Genomic DNA, 15,990 nt, shown 5'->3' with positions numbered 1-15,990 from the left:
GCCCCTTGAGGGTAGTAATGGGGCTGCCATCAATCCGCCACAGTTTCACTGTTTTATCCACACTGGCACTTGCAATGGTCTTGCCATCCGGGCTGAAGGCGACCTGCCAAACCTGATCGTTATGCCCCTTGAGGGTAGTAATGGGGCTGCCATCAATCCGCCACAGTTTCACTGTTTTGTCATTACTTGCACTGGCAATGGTCTTGCCGTCCGGGCTGAAGGCGACCTGGTTAACGTCACCGTCATGCCCCTTGAGGGTAGTAATGAGGCTGCCATCAATCCGCCACAGTTTCACTGTTTTGTCCCTACTTGCACTTGCAATGGTCTTGCCATCCGGGCTGAAGGCGACCTGGTTAACGTCACCGTCATGCCCCTTGAGGGTAGTAATGAGGCTGCCATCAATTCGCCACAGTTTCACTGTTTTGTCAAAACTAGCACTTGCAATGGTCTTGCCATCCGGGCTGAAGGCGACCTGAAAAACCCCAAGATCATGCCCCTTAAGGGTAGTAATGAGGCTGCCATCAATCCCCCACAGTTTCACTGTTTTGTCATTACTGGTACTTGCAATGGTCTTGCCATCCGGGCTGAAGGCGACATCATGAACCTCACCGTCATGCCCCTTGAGGGTAGTAATGAGGCTGCCATCAATTCGCCACAGTTTCACTGTTTTGTCATAACTAGCACTTGCAATGGTCTTGCTATCCGGGCTGAAGGCGACTTGCGTAACCTCACCGTCATGCCCCTTGAGGGTAGTAATGAGGCTGCCATCAATCCGCCACAGTTTCACTGTTTTGTCCCTACTTGCACTTGCAATGGTCTTGCCATCCGGGCTGAAGGCGACCTGGTTAACGTCACCGTCATGCCCCTTGAGGGTAGTAATGAGGCTGCCATCAATTCGCCACAGTTTCACTGTTTTGTCATTACTGGTACTTGCAATGGTCTTGCCATCCGGGCTGAAGGCGACCTGCTCACCCGCATCTTCACCCACAAGACGGTTTTGCTCTCTAGTTTCGTAAAATACTTGGCGCAGGTTGGCTACAACCTGCATCTTGGTATCCGCATCTGCTCTACCTGATGATTCAACTTTTCGCAATTCCTTCCCGGCTTTTACGTTGTTGATCAGTGCATCCAGTTGCGAATTTGAGTTTAAAGATTGTGTGGCAATTGTATTCAAGCTTTGTAGTTGAGCAACCTCGGATTGAACTTGAGCTTCTTTCCACTGAGCAAAGGCAAAAATTGCCACTGCACCTACTATGAACGTGGAACCTACAGCTACTTTAGTAGTGGTCTGCGCTGCTTGACGTGCTTTTATCTGTTGCTGAAGTTCTCGCTGTTGCCGTTCTTGTGTTTCTTGTTGGAGCCGCCTTTGTTCTGCTTGACTAACTGCAATTAACTCCCGTGCTAAACCACTTAAAGAAATCCTTTCACCGTGGTTTTGCCAAAAATCTTCAGATGACGCTAACTTTACCCCTTGCAGTAAGTAATCCTTAATCTTGCCATTATCCAGCCACTCTTGAGCAGATGACTCAATTTTCCGTTGTTGTCTCAACGCCTCTCGGTTTTCCGAAATCCACTGGCGTAACACTGACCAATTACGAATCAACGCCTCATGAGCAACATCCACCACTGCCAAACGACCCGATTCTGCCCCTTTCCCTACCAAGGTACTAGTCACAAGGAGCCGAACATTTTCAGCCGCCAGTTTGCTAATTACTCTTTCTACTACTGCTACTTCCTGGGATGATGACACCAAATTCTGAAGCAAAACTCGTCTGCGGGTATCCTCTGTTCCCTCTCCTAGCTGCGTTAGTTCCAGAAAAATCCGCTTGGCAATAGGCTGTTCATCTGATGATAAAGACTCATAAACCTCAGTAGCACGTTTTTCTAAGGTTCCCTTGACACCTCCCAAGCGGGTGTATGCGGCTAAGGTAAATTCTTGCTGCTGCCAAAGTTGGGTCAGCGTGTACTGCAATAATGGTAAAGTTCCTGGTGAACCTTCTACATCGGCAATTATTTGCTGTACAAGTTCTTTTTGTACCTGTAAACCCACCTTCAAAGCTGGTGCAGTAATTGCTTGTTCTAGTTCGTCCTGTCTCATCGGTGTCACTGTCACCAGATGTTGCTGAATCTGTTGTGCCAGCCCACTATATTCTTGTTCCGCACACTTCCCAAAAAAGTCTGCCCTCATTGTCAACACTAAGCAGAGCTTATTATTAGTGTGAGATAAAGCACTCAGCAAACATTTAAAAAATCTTTGTCGTTCTTCAATATCCTGACATAAGGTAAAAGCTTCCTCAAATTGATCTGCTACTAGCACTACCCGTTCAGTATCAGCAGCATGAATCAATTGCCCTAAGCCGACTCCACCCTTGGCTAGCAGTTCCTCAGCCGTAGCTAATTGAGATGCTCTATCAATTACTGATAAACCAGAATCTAAAAATGCCAGTGCTAAACTCTGGAGGGGATGCTCACCAGGGCGAAAAATCTTAATTAACCAATTATCGCTACCTGACAACCGCCTTCCTAGTTGAATTTGATACAGTAAACCTGCCCTGACTACACTTGATTTTCCACTACCTGATGCTCCCAAAATCGCCAAGAAGTTGCTAGAACGGACTTTATCTAATAATTGGTCTGTTAACGCTTCTCTGCCGAAAAAATATTCAGCGTCTGATTCTTTACAGTCAAAGTATTGCAAACCACGATAAGGACAAACGGAGCCAGTGACAGTATAACCAGACTCCTGCTTTTGCTGTTGCCAAGTGCGTGTTAAGTCAATTGCACTACCAGAATTAGCAAAAATGGGGCGTTGTGGGTAGTTATCCCAATGATGATGGAGAAAGTCAATTAAAGTATAGTTAGTTACCCATGCTCCGGGTGAGCGTTGCGGGTCAAGTCCTTGCAACAAAGCTTCTGTCAACACGCTATGATTGCTGCCGATCGCTTCATAGGCGACTTCAAATTCTCTAGATGCAGCAATAAAACATCTATCGCGCCCTTTACCCCTGTCTCCAGGATCTGCCTCCGCAAAATTTAGTAACTCGCCACTGTAACAACAGTCCAACCAAATAATCTGTTGTTTTACCTCACTTTCTTGCAAAAGTTCCCGCAGCCATTTCAAGCGAATACCCCAGTTACCCAAATCTGGGTTAACATCACTTGTCGCCAAAAAGCCTTCCTGAATACCTCTGTTTTTTCGCAGTCCATGTCCAGAAAAGTACAGCAGTGCGGTATCTGGAGCATTCTTACCTTCCGGCTTAAACAGTTGAACTATAGCTTCTTCTAACTGCGTTAAGGTAACTGAGGTCTTTTGACCAACACGAACAGTATTATTTTCCTTATCTTTGACGCTTGGTAGCCGCTTAACGTTAAATTGACCGTACTGCTCTAGTAGCTTGCCTATAGCTTCTGCATCAATTGCTGGTGCTGTCAGACTAGGCAGACGTTCATAACTATAAGTATTAATTCCTACTACCAAAGCGTCTCGAATCATAAGTAGGAGAAATTTTTAGAGAATCTTTGTTCTCAGCATTATCACTCAGTAATTACAAAAAACTCATAAATATTCCGTAAAAACTTCTATAAAGTTGTGGTAATTACTAAAATTTCTGTATCAGGAGTTCATTTCATGACAAAAGTAATACCTATCAAACTAGATGACAATACGGTAATCTACATCGAAGCTACAGAGGATGTAAACATTCCTGTAGTCAACACGGTGGTGTTGGATGAGGAAGAGGAAGAAGAAGCGCTAGTTGGTAAAGGGATAAGTCCTGAACAAGTACGACAAAAAATGATGCAAAATTTCCTGTCGATTCAAAATACAATTCGGACTTATACAGTTTATACCTTAAATGCTTTTAAACAGATTCCGATCGCTGAAGTCAACAAAGTTACCTTAGAGTTCGGCATCGAAATGGGCGGAGAGGCTGGTGTTCCCTATGTCACAAAAGGTACTGCTAAAAGTAATATGAAAATTACTGTTGAATGTTCGTTCCCTAAAGAGAATACATAGGTAATTCGGGAAGCTATCGGTATCTCGGCAGACCTCCTTGAGGGTTCAAAATGTCGGCTAGATACAATTAATTGAGCCATTATCGCCCAACAGCAATACGACTCATTGGCTCTCAAAAACTTTGAGAGTCCGGCTTTCATATCCAAAGTTAGTTAGGGCAACACGAGTGTTGCTTAATCAGCATGGTTTAAGTAGAACCGCGATATTAGGCAAATCCTGATACTCATGCCCTTATTCAACTAACTCCAGTCTCATCCCCTCATTCCCTGGCACAAAGCATTCCCAGATTCTTAAGCTGGTTTCAATATTCTCTAGTTTGACGATCGCTTTGAGCAAGCCCTGTTCATAGACAAACCTAGTTACAATCCCCTCTAAACCATGCCGCTTGCTGCCAGGGCAGTGAACCCGCACCCTTGCACCTTTAGTAATTTCTGGTGTAATTGCATTATTTTTGACCTGTTCAGGCTTAGTTGATACTGTGTCAACAGCTTCAACTGGCATCTGAGGAATTGAATCATCCGGTGGCGGAATTTCAGTCTTATCCATGACATTATCTTGTCCGTAGTCTGCGTAGAAAACGCTATTGTCAGTACTGACAGTCAGTGATTGGCAGTGGCTATCACTGACATTAAATTCCTCGTTAAAAAGAGCTTTAGAGATGTATTTTTCTTTATTGTCAGTGTTGTCAGTGGTTGTAAAGGGTTTTTCACCTGATTCAATTTTTGATGCCACAAATCTTACAGAGCGACCTTTACGTACAATTTCTCCATAACCCATTTGTTCCAGTTTGAGAAATAAATCATGAGTGTAGGCACTGGGTTCTCTGCCTGCGGCCTTGGCTCGTGACTTGATGCTATCCAGTGGTCGATAAATGTCACGGACAGAAACGCCGTCTGATGTTTGGGAAGCACGGTCATAAATTTGCAACAGAATTGAGCTAATTTCATCACTATTGCTCACTTTCTCTTGTAAAACGTGAAAAGCACTGCGATAGTATTGGGCAAGCTTGACAGCACGTTCTAGGGTATCTTTTTGCAGCGTTGTAATATCTCGGCTATTGGGTGAGTAAAAACACTCAATCAGGTGCAGATTCAACGCAATTCTCAAAACCTGGGTTGTTAGTTTCGACATCCAATTACGGATGGCGGCGTGTGTCGTTTGTTCTATTTGGTCGCCAATTACCTCGACTAGCTTTTTGTAATATGCTTTAGCCTGGGGACTGATTTTGACGTTGATTTCTGGTAATTGCTCTAGCCACTTGTAAAGTAGGGGCAAGCGATCGCTAAGTTGACAAAAGCCTTCTATGTATCGCTGTTTACGACGCTGGGGAACTGCAAACAACATTCTCGCTTGCAACCCGTTATTGTCATCAGCGTCCTTGAAGATTTTGCGAAATACACCGGGTTGAATACCACCCGTCACAGAAACGGCTGTACGTTCTGCAAAATAACTGTCAGTTAAAGATGTCCGATCTACACAAAGGGCGGCTGCATCCCAAAGTTTTAACAAAATCTGCAAGCTTTCATCCTCACCCTTGGAGAATTGCCCCAAGGAATTAAACAGCCCCGCTATTTCATCTCTTGCCCACAGCGCCCCATTGTCGGCGTTTTCAGCAGAGCGCTTTAACACAGCTTGAATGGTTGCGACTTCAAACAGATATTTCCTTAAAGCGGGTGGTTCTGGCTCATCCCCTTCACCGCCCCCTTTCTCCCACTGTTTTAGCGCCCGTTTGTAATCATTATCAGCATCTTTGTAGCGCTGCATAGCTTCCGCTTGCATTTTACGCAATGGGGCTACAACCAAGCTGTCTGCGCGGCTTTTTCCGCCACCAGACTCTAAAACTGTCACAGTCCACAGTACAGAGGGGATTTTATGAGATTGCATATCCAGATTAATTGTCGTGCCTGCTAAGGAGGCAACAGCGCTGATTAAGGGCTGCCAGATTACAACTGGATCAACATTCAAAACGTCCGCGTCATGGGTTAAATCACGGGCGAGAGGGGCGGGTAAGATAGTATCCCAGTCAATCTTAGTATTTCGCCACTCGATGAGCGACTTGAGCCGCATTTCATCTTCTGGCAGAACCTCATCCAGTTTGACACGCTCCCTAGCAACAATGCGGTCAAAAAGCTTTTGGTTAATTCCTAATTCCGTACAGAGTAAGTCTAATTTAAAACTCTCTTCTATGTCATCTAAATTAGAGGCTAAGATGCCACTGACAACACTGACAATAGACTGAGAATCTTGCCTAGTAATCCTTTCTATTGTCAGTGGTGGCACTGACAATAAGCTATTGTCAGTACTGACAATAGACTTTTGTACGGTTAACCGTTTTTGGCTATGTGTCCCTTTTTGCTTGTTTAACCAAGCGGTGTAGCATCCTTGTAGCTTTTCGTCATCTAAAGATGGTTGTTTGGCGTGTGCGTCCGCGTGTTTCCACCAGCCCTCAGATTCACCACGAACATCGGAGCCAAGGGGTGGGGTGCAATGATAGCAGAACTGGTCATAAAGGGCGCGTGGGTCGCCGTCGTAGTCAATACCCAATTCTTGGAGGCGACGGGCAGTAGCGATTAAATTAAGGCTGAGTTTTTGTGCTGCGTCGTTGCGTCCACCGTCACCAGTGCCATGCTCTACTAAATCTCTGTCCTCACGTCCTAGAAAGATGGATAAATTTGGGCGAGTGCTGACTGTAGTTTGCACTGGCTTAGTTTGGGGCTGTGGAACTGCTACGGGCTGTTGCTGATTCAGCATCAACTCAATCACCCAGTTTGGACAGTTTGCAACTTCAATATCTTGCGGCGATCGCACCCAATGATAACTACCAGTTTGGGGGTGTACTGATGGCGGTAGTACGCTTTGCAGCCCATTCCAGCGAAATTCTAGTAACTGTTCTTTACCGTCATCGTCCTTAACTCCAGTTTTGAGCTTGACAGTTTTTACTAGTTGCCAGTAGTCCTGTGTTACAAAGTAAAGTAACTGTCTGCGCCCAGCTTTGCCAGAGCTAAAAATTACTGTGTCGGGTAAGTCGCCATCAGAAAGCTTTTGTAGTAGTGCCTCTGCTGCGTGACCATCGGCATCAATGGCTAAAATTCCGCCTGATACAACTCCAGTGCGGATGCCATAGCCAAAGGCTCTGTCTGATTGCAGTTCTTTAATCAGCGTTTGCCTATTTAGTGCTGTTTCTTGCTGCCAGTCTTGACGATAAGGGCGCTTATTGTCTGTAACTGGGGTCAATGCCCAGTTACCAGGAATTTGCTGTAAGCCGGAAATTAGACGCTCTGCGGTCGTTGGATTGATTTGTGTAGTATGCACTTGTATTACCTCGAATTTTTTAAAATTCGGGTAACTCCTTATTGCAACACGACCGCAGAACTAGTTATCATAGAGCTGCGATCGCGGTTCCGAAAAAGCCTCTTAAACTTTTTGTTCGGAGTTACCCGTGATAAATCTAGAAATGATGGAACCCGCTTAACTTCCCGGTCGAGCGGGTTTCGTCATTTGTGAACCTGTTTTCCTAATGGGTGTATGGCAATTCCCATCATCAAGCTACATCCTTTACTGTGAAGCCCTTGCTACATTTTTGAATTAACAGCCAACGGTCAGAGTCCTTATCTAGTGCTGGCTTGAGACGAAAATTAAAAACATCCTCCCACACCTCTACACCGTGAATAGAAGCAAAATCAATCTCAAGCTCTTTAAAATGTAGATAGTCCCGTTCGCCGATAGCTGTCAGCATGGGGAGTAATGCAGTTAGTGGTATTTGGGTTGCTGTCTCAGTCATCTGGGTAGTCCTCAAAAATACAAACAATTGGTAGAGGTTCGTCTTCTGTGTCGATGATTTCGACCAACCGCTTAAAAGTGTTCCTGGCTATTCTTTTACAGCGTTCCTCCGATACTGCGGCTGACCATTGCCTAGTTTCTTTTAATCGGTAAAATTACCTCCTTTTTTTTTGTACGCAATCGCTTAATCCTCGCTCCATTCCAATAACTCACAGGGCTGGACTTTATAACAGTCACAGATTTTGTTAAGTGCTATTCCATTGGGTATTTGCTCAGAATTGTCGCACAGCGCGTACACTGTGGTTTTTGATAGTCCCGTCTCTTTCATAAATTGATAGCGTGTGATTTTGAGCTTTTCTTCAATAAACCTCCTCACAGTGTTACGAACTGGCATGGCAACCCGTCTGGTATTATCAGATTCCCATTTAACACTATGCCAGTTAAGCTTGCAATTGTCGGCTAGCTTTATATGGTAATTTGTCTTGACATTACAAGTTAGCCTATACTATTATCATAGTGCCTGGGTTATTGATGCGTCAATAACTCAGGCAAACACGATTATTTAGCTACGAACACAGGTTATTTGCATTGCGTCCGCTCTATATATGCGGTCGCGGTAATTGTGTGTGTCTGCATTAGGACAGAGGATTCATGCATATTAATTTACGCAACTTAGAAGCAATCAACGAACTACCTCTTGAGAGAACAATGCTTAATCAAAATCAATTACGAAGGTTAGAAGCAATAGATCGCTGGCTCAGAGAAATCCGAGATTCTGAAGAATTCAACCAACTGGAATACTCCCCAGATGTGATGCTAGGGGATGCAATACAAGCAGTAGGCGAACTACTTGACGAACATGAACCCTATGATTACAAGCCCACAAATTTTACTAATGACCAGTGGCATTCATATCTAGAACAAAAGCCAGTAATGCACATTCGCCGTGTGAAGAATTGGCGTGAAAAGATTAACTCATTCATACTTAATGGAGCGTCATCAGTAGCAATTGTGAGCTTGGTAACTACTAGTTTTATGGTAGTTGGTTCTATCTTTTGTCACGGGTTTGATCGGATTGAGGAAAGTAGAGGCGAGGAATATCAACCCACATGGATCTACAACGCCAAAATTTTTGAAGGAAGTGCTATCGCATCAATTGCCGTCTTCCTGGGTGCAAGCTTGACAGGCGCGTGTGTCGCGGGAGATAAAAATGATGATTGATAAAGAGCTTGTAGGATGCGTCACGCTATTGAGCCAGAGCAAAACTTACTTCATTGATGGAACGCTGTACAGATATTTAACAAGCAGTGACAGTATCAACCACACACAATATTATTTCCGTCCTTTACCGCGTCAGTCTAAGAGCGCTGACTTAAAGCTCAATCGTGACAAAGTGCTAAGGCGTTGTTATGAAATTCCGAGCTTATATAAACAGCACACAGCAGAGATAAATAAGAACTCAATACAGTTGAGTTTGTTCTAAACCTTGGTAACATCTACTACCGCGCAAAACGTCCAAAAGCAAAGGTACAAGCGCGTCAACTAGTCCAAAACGGGCGCTTTTACGGGGGTAAAAGGAATTTTGTCAATATATCAGAAACTCTGGCAAGCCTTGTTATTGCGTGATTATAGCCGACGAAAAAACATACTTTGAAATTTTTCAGAGTTATTTTTCAGAGTTATTGATAGCTTTCAGCTAGCGGGTCGTATCGAGATAACTGATTCAGCTAATTACATACATCAAATACCTTGGACGCATTCGGAATACGAATCAATTTTATACACCATTACAGAATAAGACGGAGGTAATGTGTCAAATAAAGAGTATGTGGCTAAGTATCGAAAACTCAAACGAGTCTACGAGCGCGAGTTAGGGAAAGAGATTGCTGACATTACTTGGTATCGGACAGTCTCTATTCTGAAACAGCATTTTAGTTTCAACGTGCTGGGTAGCGATGCTCAAAAGATAGTTGAGACATTCGCCGGATTTAAACGTCGCTACGGCAGCTTTACAGGTCGCGGTGAGGGATTCAGTGAACGCTGGGAGGCATTCAAGCACTTCTACGAGATGGATGCTCAATATCACGGAGAAGAATTTATGAAGCTTCTTGCAGACTATTTAAAAATCAATCTTGACCACGTACCGCGTAGCACTCCTTACTACTGGTTTGAGAAAGCTGAACTATCTTTCAGCGCTGAAAATATTTACCACTGCAAAGATTTAGCCCTTGTTGCGTTTGTTGCTGCTAAATGGGCAATCAACAAGCGCTCACAACCGATAAAATCCGCAACCATCGAAGTTTTAACACTAGCCCTATAAGGAGCAATTACCATGTCTGACAAATTTACTAACAATGTCCGCGCTCGTTTGTACAAACAGGGTTATCAAGGATTTACCAAAGACGATTACACGTCAGCAGCGATCGCTGTCGAGTGCGATGACCTTGACAATCCAACCAAAGAGCAATTGAGCCAAGCCGTTGATTATCTCAAAGAAAAAGCAACCAACCGATTAACTGTAATTGATGAATCTGTTGAAGAAACGTTTCTAGTAGGGGCAGAAGATGCACAGCCTGAAGTTGAATCTAATCAGCTTGCAGTTGCCGAACCAGAGAATCAGATTGTGCTGACTGAGCAGGAAAAGCAAGCCCTCGTTGCAGATATTGCACAGGGCGCAGGAATTGAACTCAAAGCGGCGGATGTGAAACAGATTACAGTGTCCATCGCTTCCACCTTTGCATCCAGAAAAGAGTTAAACGAGGCGATTTTTAACGCGCTCGTCCACTTTGCAAGGGAATTCAAAAATCAGGAAGTATCAAAAATCCGACGCAAAGCCGACGAAATAAGGCAGACGCTGGCAGAGATGGATGATGTTGCAGGCAGTGAACTGACCCAGATCAAGCAAGCGATGGAGGCAACCGCCCTGGACTACAAAAGCCAGTTTGCAGACCTCGCGTTATCTTTCGCCGGAATTATCGATTAAAGGAGCAAACAAGCTCACTTACAAACATTTGTTGATTGGGCTTGTGGGGATACCGTTACTAATTGCACTGCTGGCCCCCCTCTCTCAATGGTTTATGACGGAATGTTGCACATACAGGAGTCAAAAACGTGAAACATATCAAGAATCTAGTCGGCAAGCATGGTAAAAAGCTCAAGGCAAGGGCTGAAAAGTTGGGTGTCGCTGATAGCTTAATCATGGGTTGCATCAATGGCGACGATGCAGCGCTGACCAAAGTAGGGGAAATGGGTAACGAAGGTGAGCGCATCTTAACCATCATGCCCTACATCACAGATAACCTGTCAGCGTTCATCAAAGGCACTGAGGAATATAACAAAGGACTTGCAGAGATTTACAAGCAAGCTGGTGCGTCTGGTATTGCTCTCGACAAAGCCAGTGCTGATTTAACGATCGCAAATTTAAAGTACGGTCATGAGCGCTCAGAAATCGGATTGAAGCTGGCCAGCGACCGCACACTAGAGAATCAGCGCTACAGAGAAAGCATCGACCTAGTTAAGCTCAAGGCTTACATCGATTATCACATGAGCAAAGTTGACCATCTGGCGGCTGCTAAATCGCAGTTAGCCCGACCTGTTAAGGCACAGCTAGACGCTGATAGGACTTATGAGACAGAAAAGGCAAAACATCTATTGACTTATGGCGAAGGTTCAGACCTTGATTTAGTGCCTCGTAAGTCATTTACGACTAACAAGTTAGTGCAAGCCTTCCGTACTGCTGTTTCTACGATTTTCGAGTAATCAGCATCTAAAAATCCCCTACTAAGTTACCGCTCAGTAGGGGAAATGAAAATTAGTCATGAGAACAATGTTAGATGAACTTGACACCGAATTGCAAGACGGGGACACCGAACAATCACGCTTCTATCAAGACTTTCCTGATACTGCATTTACCCAGGATGAACAAGAAGCTATTAAAAGATTCAAAGCGAAGGAAATTGAAAAGCTTAATCGCAGTCGCGCTGTTCTTAAAGGAATTGAATCTTGCGGCTGGGGTGTTACTTCCTATTGCTTGGCTAAGTATTTAGTAATAGCTACAGGCTCGGCGGGGCTAATGCCTGCGGTCGCTATTGTGTTGGGAATTAATCAAATAGTCAATCGTGATTTGTTGGAGTTCACCGTAAACAAGTCTCCTGAAGGATGGGTTTTTACGGACATGGACAAGGCGATAAAATTTCTCTTTCAAACAATATTCGGATGCTTCATTTTGTGGACTGCTATCGGCGATTTTTACGCCACAATGCAGAATTCACACAAGACTTATGACAACATCAAAGCGACTGTAGAAGATTTTAACCGTCTGCCAGAATCAGACAAAACTATTGTGTTTGTGGTGGGTGCATTAGTGGCAGGTAGTGTTGTTTACGGCATCCACAAATCCAAGTCATGAAGGCTCAACCCCTACTGAAAATTGGTGCTGTCACAGCTTTACTTCTGGGGCTTTTCAGCGCTTATTACTATGGGCAGACACCGCACCCTTATCAATTTACTGAAGTGCGATTTTGTCCTACTACCGCGAATAAACGGACATTTGGGAAGTACTATAACAAACCCGCAAAATCACAATCAGTACTTGATAATAAATACTGTCGTTTCAAGTACAGATTGCTAACAGAAGTATGGAAGTCACGACAGTTTAATGATGTTGTATCTCTCCCTGACGGTGCTTTCATTACGTCAGATTTGGCTCCATCAGAGAATCCTAGTCTGTGGTTATTAGTCGCGCCTGCTTTTATCTGGATGGGTTATTACTGCTGGGCTGCTAAAGATGAGATTGACAACGAATCAAGTTTTCAACGTCTGGAAGATTTTAAGACAGCTATTAAGCGCCAAGGGTTAATTACTAGGACTGAGCGCGATTTGCAGTCACATGAATCAGCACGGATATCAGACAAACATAAGAAGGACATCGACAGACGCGCTGATAATTTGTTAGTCCAAGAACGCTATATCTCTCTTGATGAATTGCAACAACAGTATCAGCGTCAGTCAGAGCTTGAAGATTTACAGTTTAGCAACACTAAAAAACAGTTCGCGGTTGCTGACTCCGTAGCTGACAAATCCATTGCTGAAAACAGAAGAGACAAGCGCAAAGCGGACGCAGAAAACATCAATCCCAGTAGTGAAAAAGTTAAGGCTCCACAAGGAACGACCGCCCAAGAATTAGTTCAACTATTGAAAAATCATGAGGGCGGTTGGCTATGGGATGTCATCGAGTCCACAAAACCAGTTTGGGTGTTGGGAGGTCAAGGTAGTGGTAAAAGTAGTTTTGCTGCATCAATTGTTATGTGTAGGAAGGCGATTTTTGATTGGAATATTACATCAATCGTTGACGCTCATGGACATAAGAACAGAGCTAAAGCTTGGAAGTTGTTGATACCTTTGGAGCCGGAATTAATCGGCGAACGCAACGATTATTTAGCTATTGGTGAGGCAATGGATGAAGCTGTTCAACGTTGGAGTGACCGCACAGAAAACGACACCCCTATTCAAACACTTTGGGATGAATTGACACAGCTTTCTATGCAAGATGATTGCAAAGAATCAGTCAAAAAGTTTGTGAGACATTCACTTACTGATGTTCGCAAAGCAGCCGAATATCTAGTTTGTATTTCTCATGCTTTTACTAATGCCGCTTCTGGCAATGCTGAGGGGTTTAATGATTTAAGGCAAAGCGAAACTATCCAAATCAAGCGCAAGTCAAAGAACGGTCGCGTACCTCTAAACCATGCTGAAATTAGTGGTCTTTATGATGACGACGGAAATCTGATTGAATCAAAGCGCGTCACAGTTCCTGACTGGTTTTATCCTGATAGCTTGCTCAGATTTATTAGCGCTCGTTAGAGAAATATTTCTCGTCAGTCACAAAACCTGAAAACTTTGTCGATTAGTCGATTAAAAATAGTGAGGGATTTACATTTATGCACCCAATAGAATTTAAGAAAAAGTGGCAATTAACTTACAACGAGCTAGCACTCGTCTTAGGTTACGAAAATGATTTCACTGTCCGTTGCTGGGGGATAAATGGAGGGCACAGGCGCAACCCTCAAAAAGTTGCTTATGTTGCTTGTCGCCTTCTAGATGAAAAATGGTCAGTTGAGGGGAAAGTTATAGATTCTTACCTTTGATAATTTCTCTTTGCGTCTCTGCTAATTAATTACTTGAAATAGGTGAATACTATGCACCCAATAGAATTTAAGAAAAAGTGGCAATTAACTTATGACGAGCTTGCACTTGTTTTAGGTTATCAAGGTGATTATACTGTTCGTTCTTGGGGTACGAATGGAAGACACAAGCGCAATCCTCAAAATGTTGTTTATGTCGCTTGTCGTCTTCTAGATGAGAAGTGGTCAACTCAGGGGAAACTTGTGGATTCTTATCTTTGACTATACTTTTTTAAACTAGGATTATTTACCCCTTCAGCAATTATTTATTAAGCGGGTGCTTGACCGGAAGAGGCAAACGAGCCACGCAGTGGCGATGTGCGTCTGAGGTCAAGCACCTGCAACTTATTTAATCCGTCAATCTCTTGAGCCAAGGAAGTAACATAATTAAAGATGAGAAATTATGGAAGCGAACAGGCCATGATTACTAAAGAAGAAATTACTATCAAAGTCCCCTCCTTGGTAGCAGAGGCATACCGCAATGCCACTGAAGAAGAACGGGAACAATTGCAACTTAAGATTGCGGCAATTATGCAGTCTCAATTTACAACTCCAAGACTTGAGGCGATTGCACGTTTAAGAAACACGATGGATAAAGCTAGCCTTGAAGCACAAGAGCGAGGATTAACGCCTGAAATCTTAGAATCGATTTTGAATGATGACGAATAATCGACGGTTCGTATTTGATACGAATGTGCTGATTAGCGCATTTTTGTTTAGTCAAAGCAAGCCACGGCAGGCATTAGAACAAGCTACTGTTATTGGCGTTATCGTATTATCAAATACTGTCTTATCGGAGTTAGAAGAGGTTTTATATCGTCCCAAATTTGATAGGTATCTCACCAAAGAAAGGCGGCAAGAATTTCTAGAAAATTTAACAGAAAACGCTCAGTTTATTGACGTGACTGAGCAGATTGATGAATGTCGAGATCCAAAAGATAACAAATACTTGGAATTAGCACTCAGTAGTCAAGCAGAGTGTATTGTTACCGGAGATGATGATTTGCTGGTGCTAAACCCCTGGAGGGGCATTGAAATTCTGACTGTTCAAGAATTTTTGGCTTCTAAGTAGCAATAGTTACCCTACACCCGATAATACGCTTTGGTTAAGGAAGTTATTTATGGTTTCTCATTCCAACTTCTACGAAACCAAGCTTTCACCCCAGGACGCAACTGATATCAGTATTGATATCGCAGGGTGTCTGACCACTATGTATAAGCCAGCTTTATCAATCGCTCTCTGTAAAGAGTTTTTTGGCACTTGAAAGATAAGTAATGCTTAACTGAGGTCACTTTCGGGGTGGATGTTCACGAAAGGATCAGGGTTTGGGAGAATGGGTAGTGTCCATATTTCGTCGCGTACACCGGACACTACCACCAGGAATAAATGAGGCTACCGCCCCCAACTCGTCTACCAAACAAGCATTACAGGTCTAGAGAATACCTTACACCAAGCGAGGTGCGATCTCTACTCGATGCTGCACTAGAACGCAAAGCTCGTTATTCTCACCGTGATTATACACTTATGCTGATGATGTTTCGCCACGGTCTGAGGGTGGGAGAAGCTGTGGGTTCTAAATGTGGGTTGCGCTGGGATGCACTGATGTGGGCCGAACGTCAGATTTTCATCACCAGGGAAAAGGGCAGCGATTCTGGAGTGCATCCCTTGAGAGATGATGAATTGGTTTTGCTCAAAGAACTCAGAGAGATGTTGCCAGATAGCAAATATATCTTCGTTTCTGAGCGCGGTGAGGTGATGTCTACTGATGCGGTGCGAAAGCTACTTGGGCGACTGGCGGCACAGGCTGGGCTTGATATCAAAGTTCACTGTCACATGATGCGCCATGCTTGCGGTTACTATTTGGTAAATCAGGGTTACAACACTAGGGAAATTCAAGATTTTCTCGGACACCGCGATATCAAACACACTGAAAAGTATACCAAGCTGAATGCTCGACGTTTCCTGAATTTCGATTGGGGTGATTTGTGATAATGAAGTAGATTTTGGGAATA

17 protein-coding genes are annotated in these 15,990 nt (G+C 43.8%); 13 read left to right on the top strand and 4 right to left on the bottom strand.

Annotated elements, in window-relative coordinates; translation table 11 throughout:
* A partial coding sequence (locus HWQ36_RS01720; RefSeq protein ID WP_292697435.1) for a caspase family protein occupies nt 1-3,493 on the bottom strand: 3,493 nt, incomplete at its 3' end.
* A 135-nt stretch (nt 3,494-3,628) separates the two neighbouring features.
* Here HWQ36_RS01720 and HWQ36_RS01715 point away from each other — a divergent pair.
* A complete protein-coding gene (locus HWQ36_RS01715; protein ID WP_292697433.1) occupies nt 3,629-4,015 on the top strand; it encodes a CU044_2847 family protein in 387 nt (128 codons plus the stop codon).
* Between the two features lie 231 nt (nt 4,016-4,246).
* On the opposite strand, the gene HWQ36_RS01710 is transcribed toward HWQ36_RS01715, so the two are convergent.
* The 3 genes from HWQ36_RS01710 to HWQ36_RS01700 all read right to left on the bottom strand — a co-directional run bounded on the left by HWQ36_RS01710 (nt 4,247) and on the right by HWQ36_RS01700 (nt 8,123).
* Nucleotides 4,247-7,327 (bottom strand): DUF3987 domain-containing protein, encoded by a 3,081-nt coding sequence (locus HWQ36_RS01710; protein WP_292697432.1) that lies wholly within the window; start codon nt 7,325-7,327, stop codon nt 4,247-4,249.
* Between the two features lie 229 nt (nt 7,328-7,556).
* Nucleotides 7,557-7,796, bottom strand: coding sequence for a hypothetical protein (locus HWQ36_RS01705; RefSeq protein WP_292697430.1), 240 nt, complete (start codon nt 7,794-7,796; stop codon nt 7,557-7,559).
* 183 nt (nt 7,797-7,979) lie between these two features.
* Nucleotides 7,980-8,123, bottom strand: a complete 144-nt coding sequence (locus HWQ36_RS01700) for a helix-turn-helix transcriptional regulator (protein WP_292697437.1) — start codon at nt 8,121-8,123, stop codon at nt 7,980-7,982.
* Nucleotides 8,124-8,446: 323 nt separating this feature from the next.
* Between HWQ36_RS01700 and HWQ36_RS01695 the strand changes: the two genes are divergently transcribed.
* From HWQ36_RS01695 to HWQ36_RS01640, 12 genes are all read left to right on the top strand, one after another.
* Complete coding sequence (locus tag HWQ36_RS01695; protein ID WP_292697428.1) at nt 8,447-9,016, top strand: hypothetical protein; 570 nt, start codon at nt 8,447-8,449, stop codon at nt 9,014-9,016.
* 589 nt (nt 9,017-9,605) lie between these two features.
* On the top strand, nt 9,606-10,115 hold the full coding sequence (locus HWQ36_RS01690) for a hypothetical protein (RefSeq protein ID WP_190943215.1): 510 nt from the start codon (nt 9,606-9,608) through the stop codon (nt 10,113-10,115).
* 12 nt (nt 10,116-10,127) lie between these two features.
* Nucleotides 10,128-10,778: a hypothetical protein gene (locus HWQ36_RS01685; protein WP_292697423.1), complete on the top strand. Its 651-nt coding sequence runs from the start codon at nt 10,128-10,130 to the stop codon at nt 10,776-10,778.
* A 128-nt stretch (nt 10,779-10,906) separates the two neighbouring features.
* On the top strand, nt 10,907-11,554 hold the full coding sequence (locus tag HWQ36_RS01680; protein ID WP_179077037.1) for a hypothetical protein: 648 nt from the start codon (nt 10,907-10,909) through the stop codon (nt 11,552-11,554).
* Between the two features lie 58 nt (nt 11,555-11,612).
* A complete protein-coding gene (locus tag HWQ36_RS01675) occupies nt 11,613-12,203 on the top strand; it encodes a hypothetical protein (protein WP_292697421.1) in 591 nt (196 codons plus the stop codon).
* The gene (locus tag HWQ36_RS01670) at nt 12,200-13,657 is read left to right on the top strand and encodes a hypothetical protein (RefSeq protein ID WP_292697418.1); all 1,458 of its coding nucleotides are present in this window, start codon (nt 12,200-12,202) and stop codon (nt 13,655-13,657) included. Before HWQ36_RS01675 ends, HWQ36_RS01670 begins: the two co-directional genes overlap by 4 nt.
* Before the next feature lie 77 nt (nt 13,658-13,734).
* Nucleotides 13,735-13,941 carry a hypothetical protein gene (locus tag HWQ36_RS01665; protein ID WP_292697416.1) on the top strand — a complete coding sequence of 69 codons (207 nt, stop codon included), beginning with the start codon at nt 13,735-13,737 and terminating at the stop codon, nt 13,939-13,941.
* 51 nt (nt 13,942-13,992) lie between these two features.
* Entirely contained in the window at nt 13,993-14,199 is a 207-nt protein-coding gene (locus HWQ36_RS01660) for a hypothetical protein (protein ID WP_114085451.1), read from the top strand.
* Nucleotides 14,200-14,370: 171 nt separating this feature from the next.
* Nucleotides 14,371-14,646, top strand: a complete 276-nt coding sequence (locus HWQ36_RS01655; protein ID WP_179077033.1) for a hypothetical protein — start codon at nt 14,371-14,373, stop codon at nt 14,644-14,646.
* Entirely contained in the window at nt 14,633-15,049 is a 417-nt protein-coding gene (locus HWQ36_RS01650) for a putative toxin-antitoxin system toxin component, PIN family (RefSeq protein ID WP_292697406.1), read from the top strand. Before HWQ36_RS01655 ends, HWQ36_RS01650 begins: the two co-directional genes overlap by 14 nt.
* Before the next feature lie 49 nt (nt 15,050-15,098).
* Nucleotides 15,099-15,242, top strand: a complete 144-nt coding sequence (locus tag HWQ36_RS01645) for a hypothetical protein (RefSeq protein ID WP_292697404.1) — start codon at nt 15,099-15,101, stop codon at nt 15,240-15,242.
* A 122-nt stretch (nt 15,243-15,364) separates the two neighbouring features.
* A complete protein-coding gene (locus tag HWQ36_RS01640; RefSeq protein ID WP_292697402.1) occupies nt 15,365-15,967 on the top strand; it encodes a tyrosine-type recombinase/integrase in 603 nt (200 codons plus the stop codon).
* The last annotated feature ends 23 nt before the right edge of the window (nt 15,968-15,990 follow it).

This window comes from Nostoc sp. NMS2 (assembly GCF_017115105.1).
Taxonomy (GTDB): Bacteria; Cyanobacteriota; Cyanobacteriia; order Cyanobacteriales; family Nostocaceae; genus Nostoc.
This window is presented reverse-complemented; position numbering and strand designations above follow the sequence as displayed.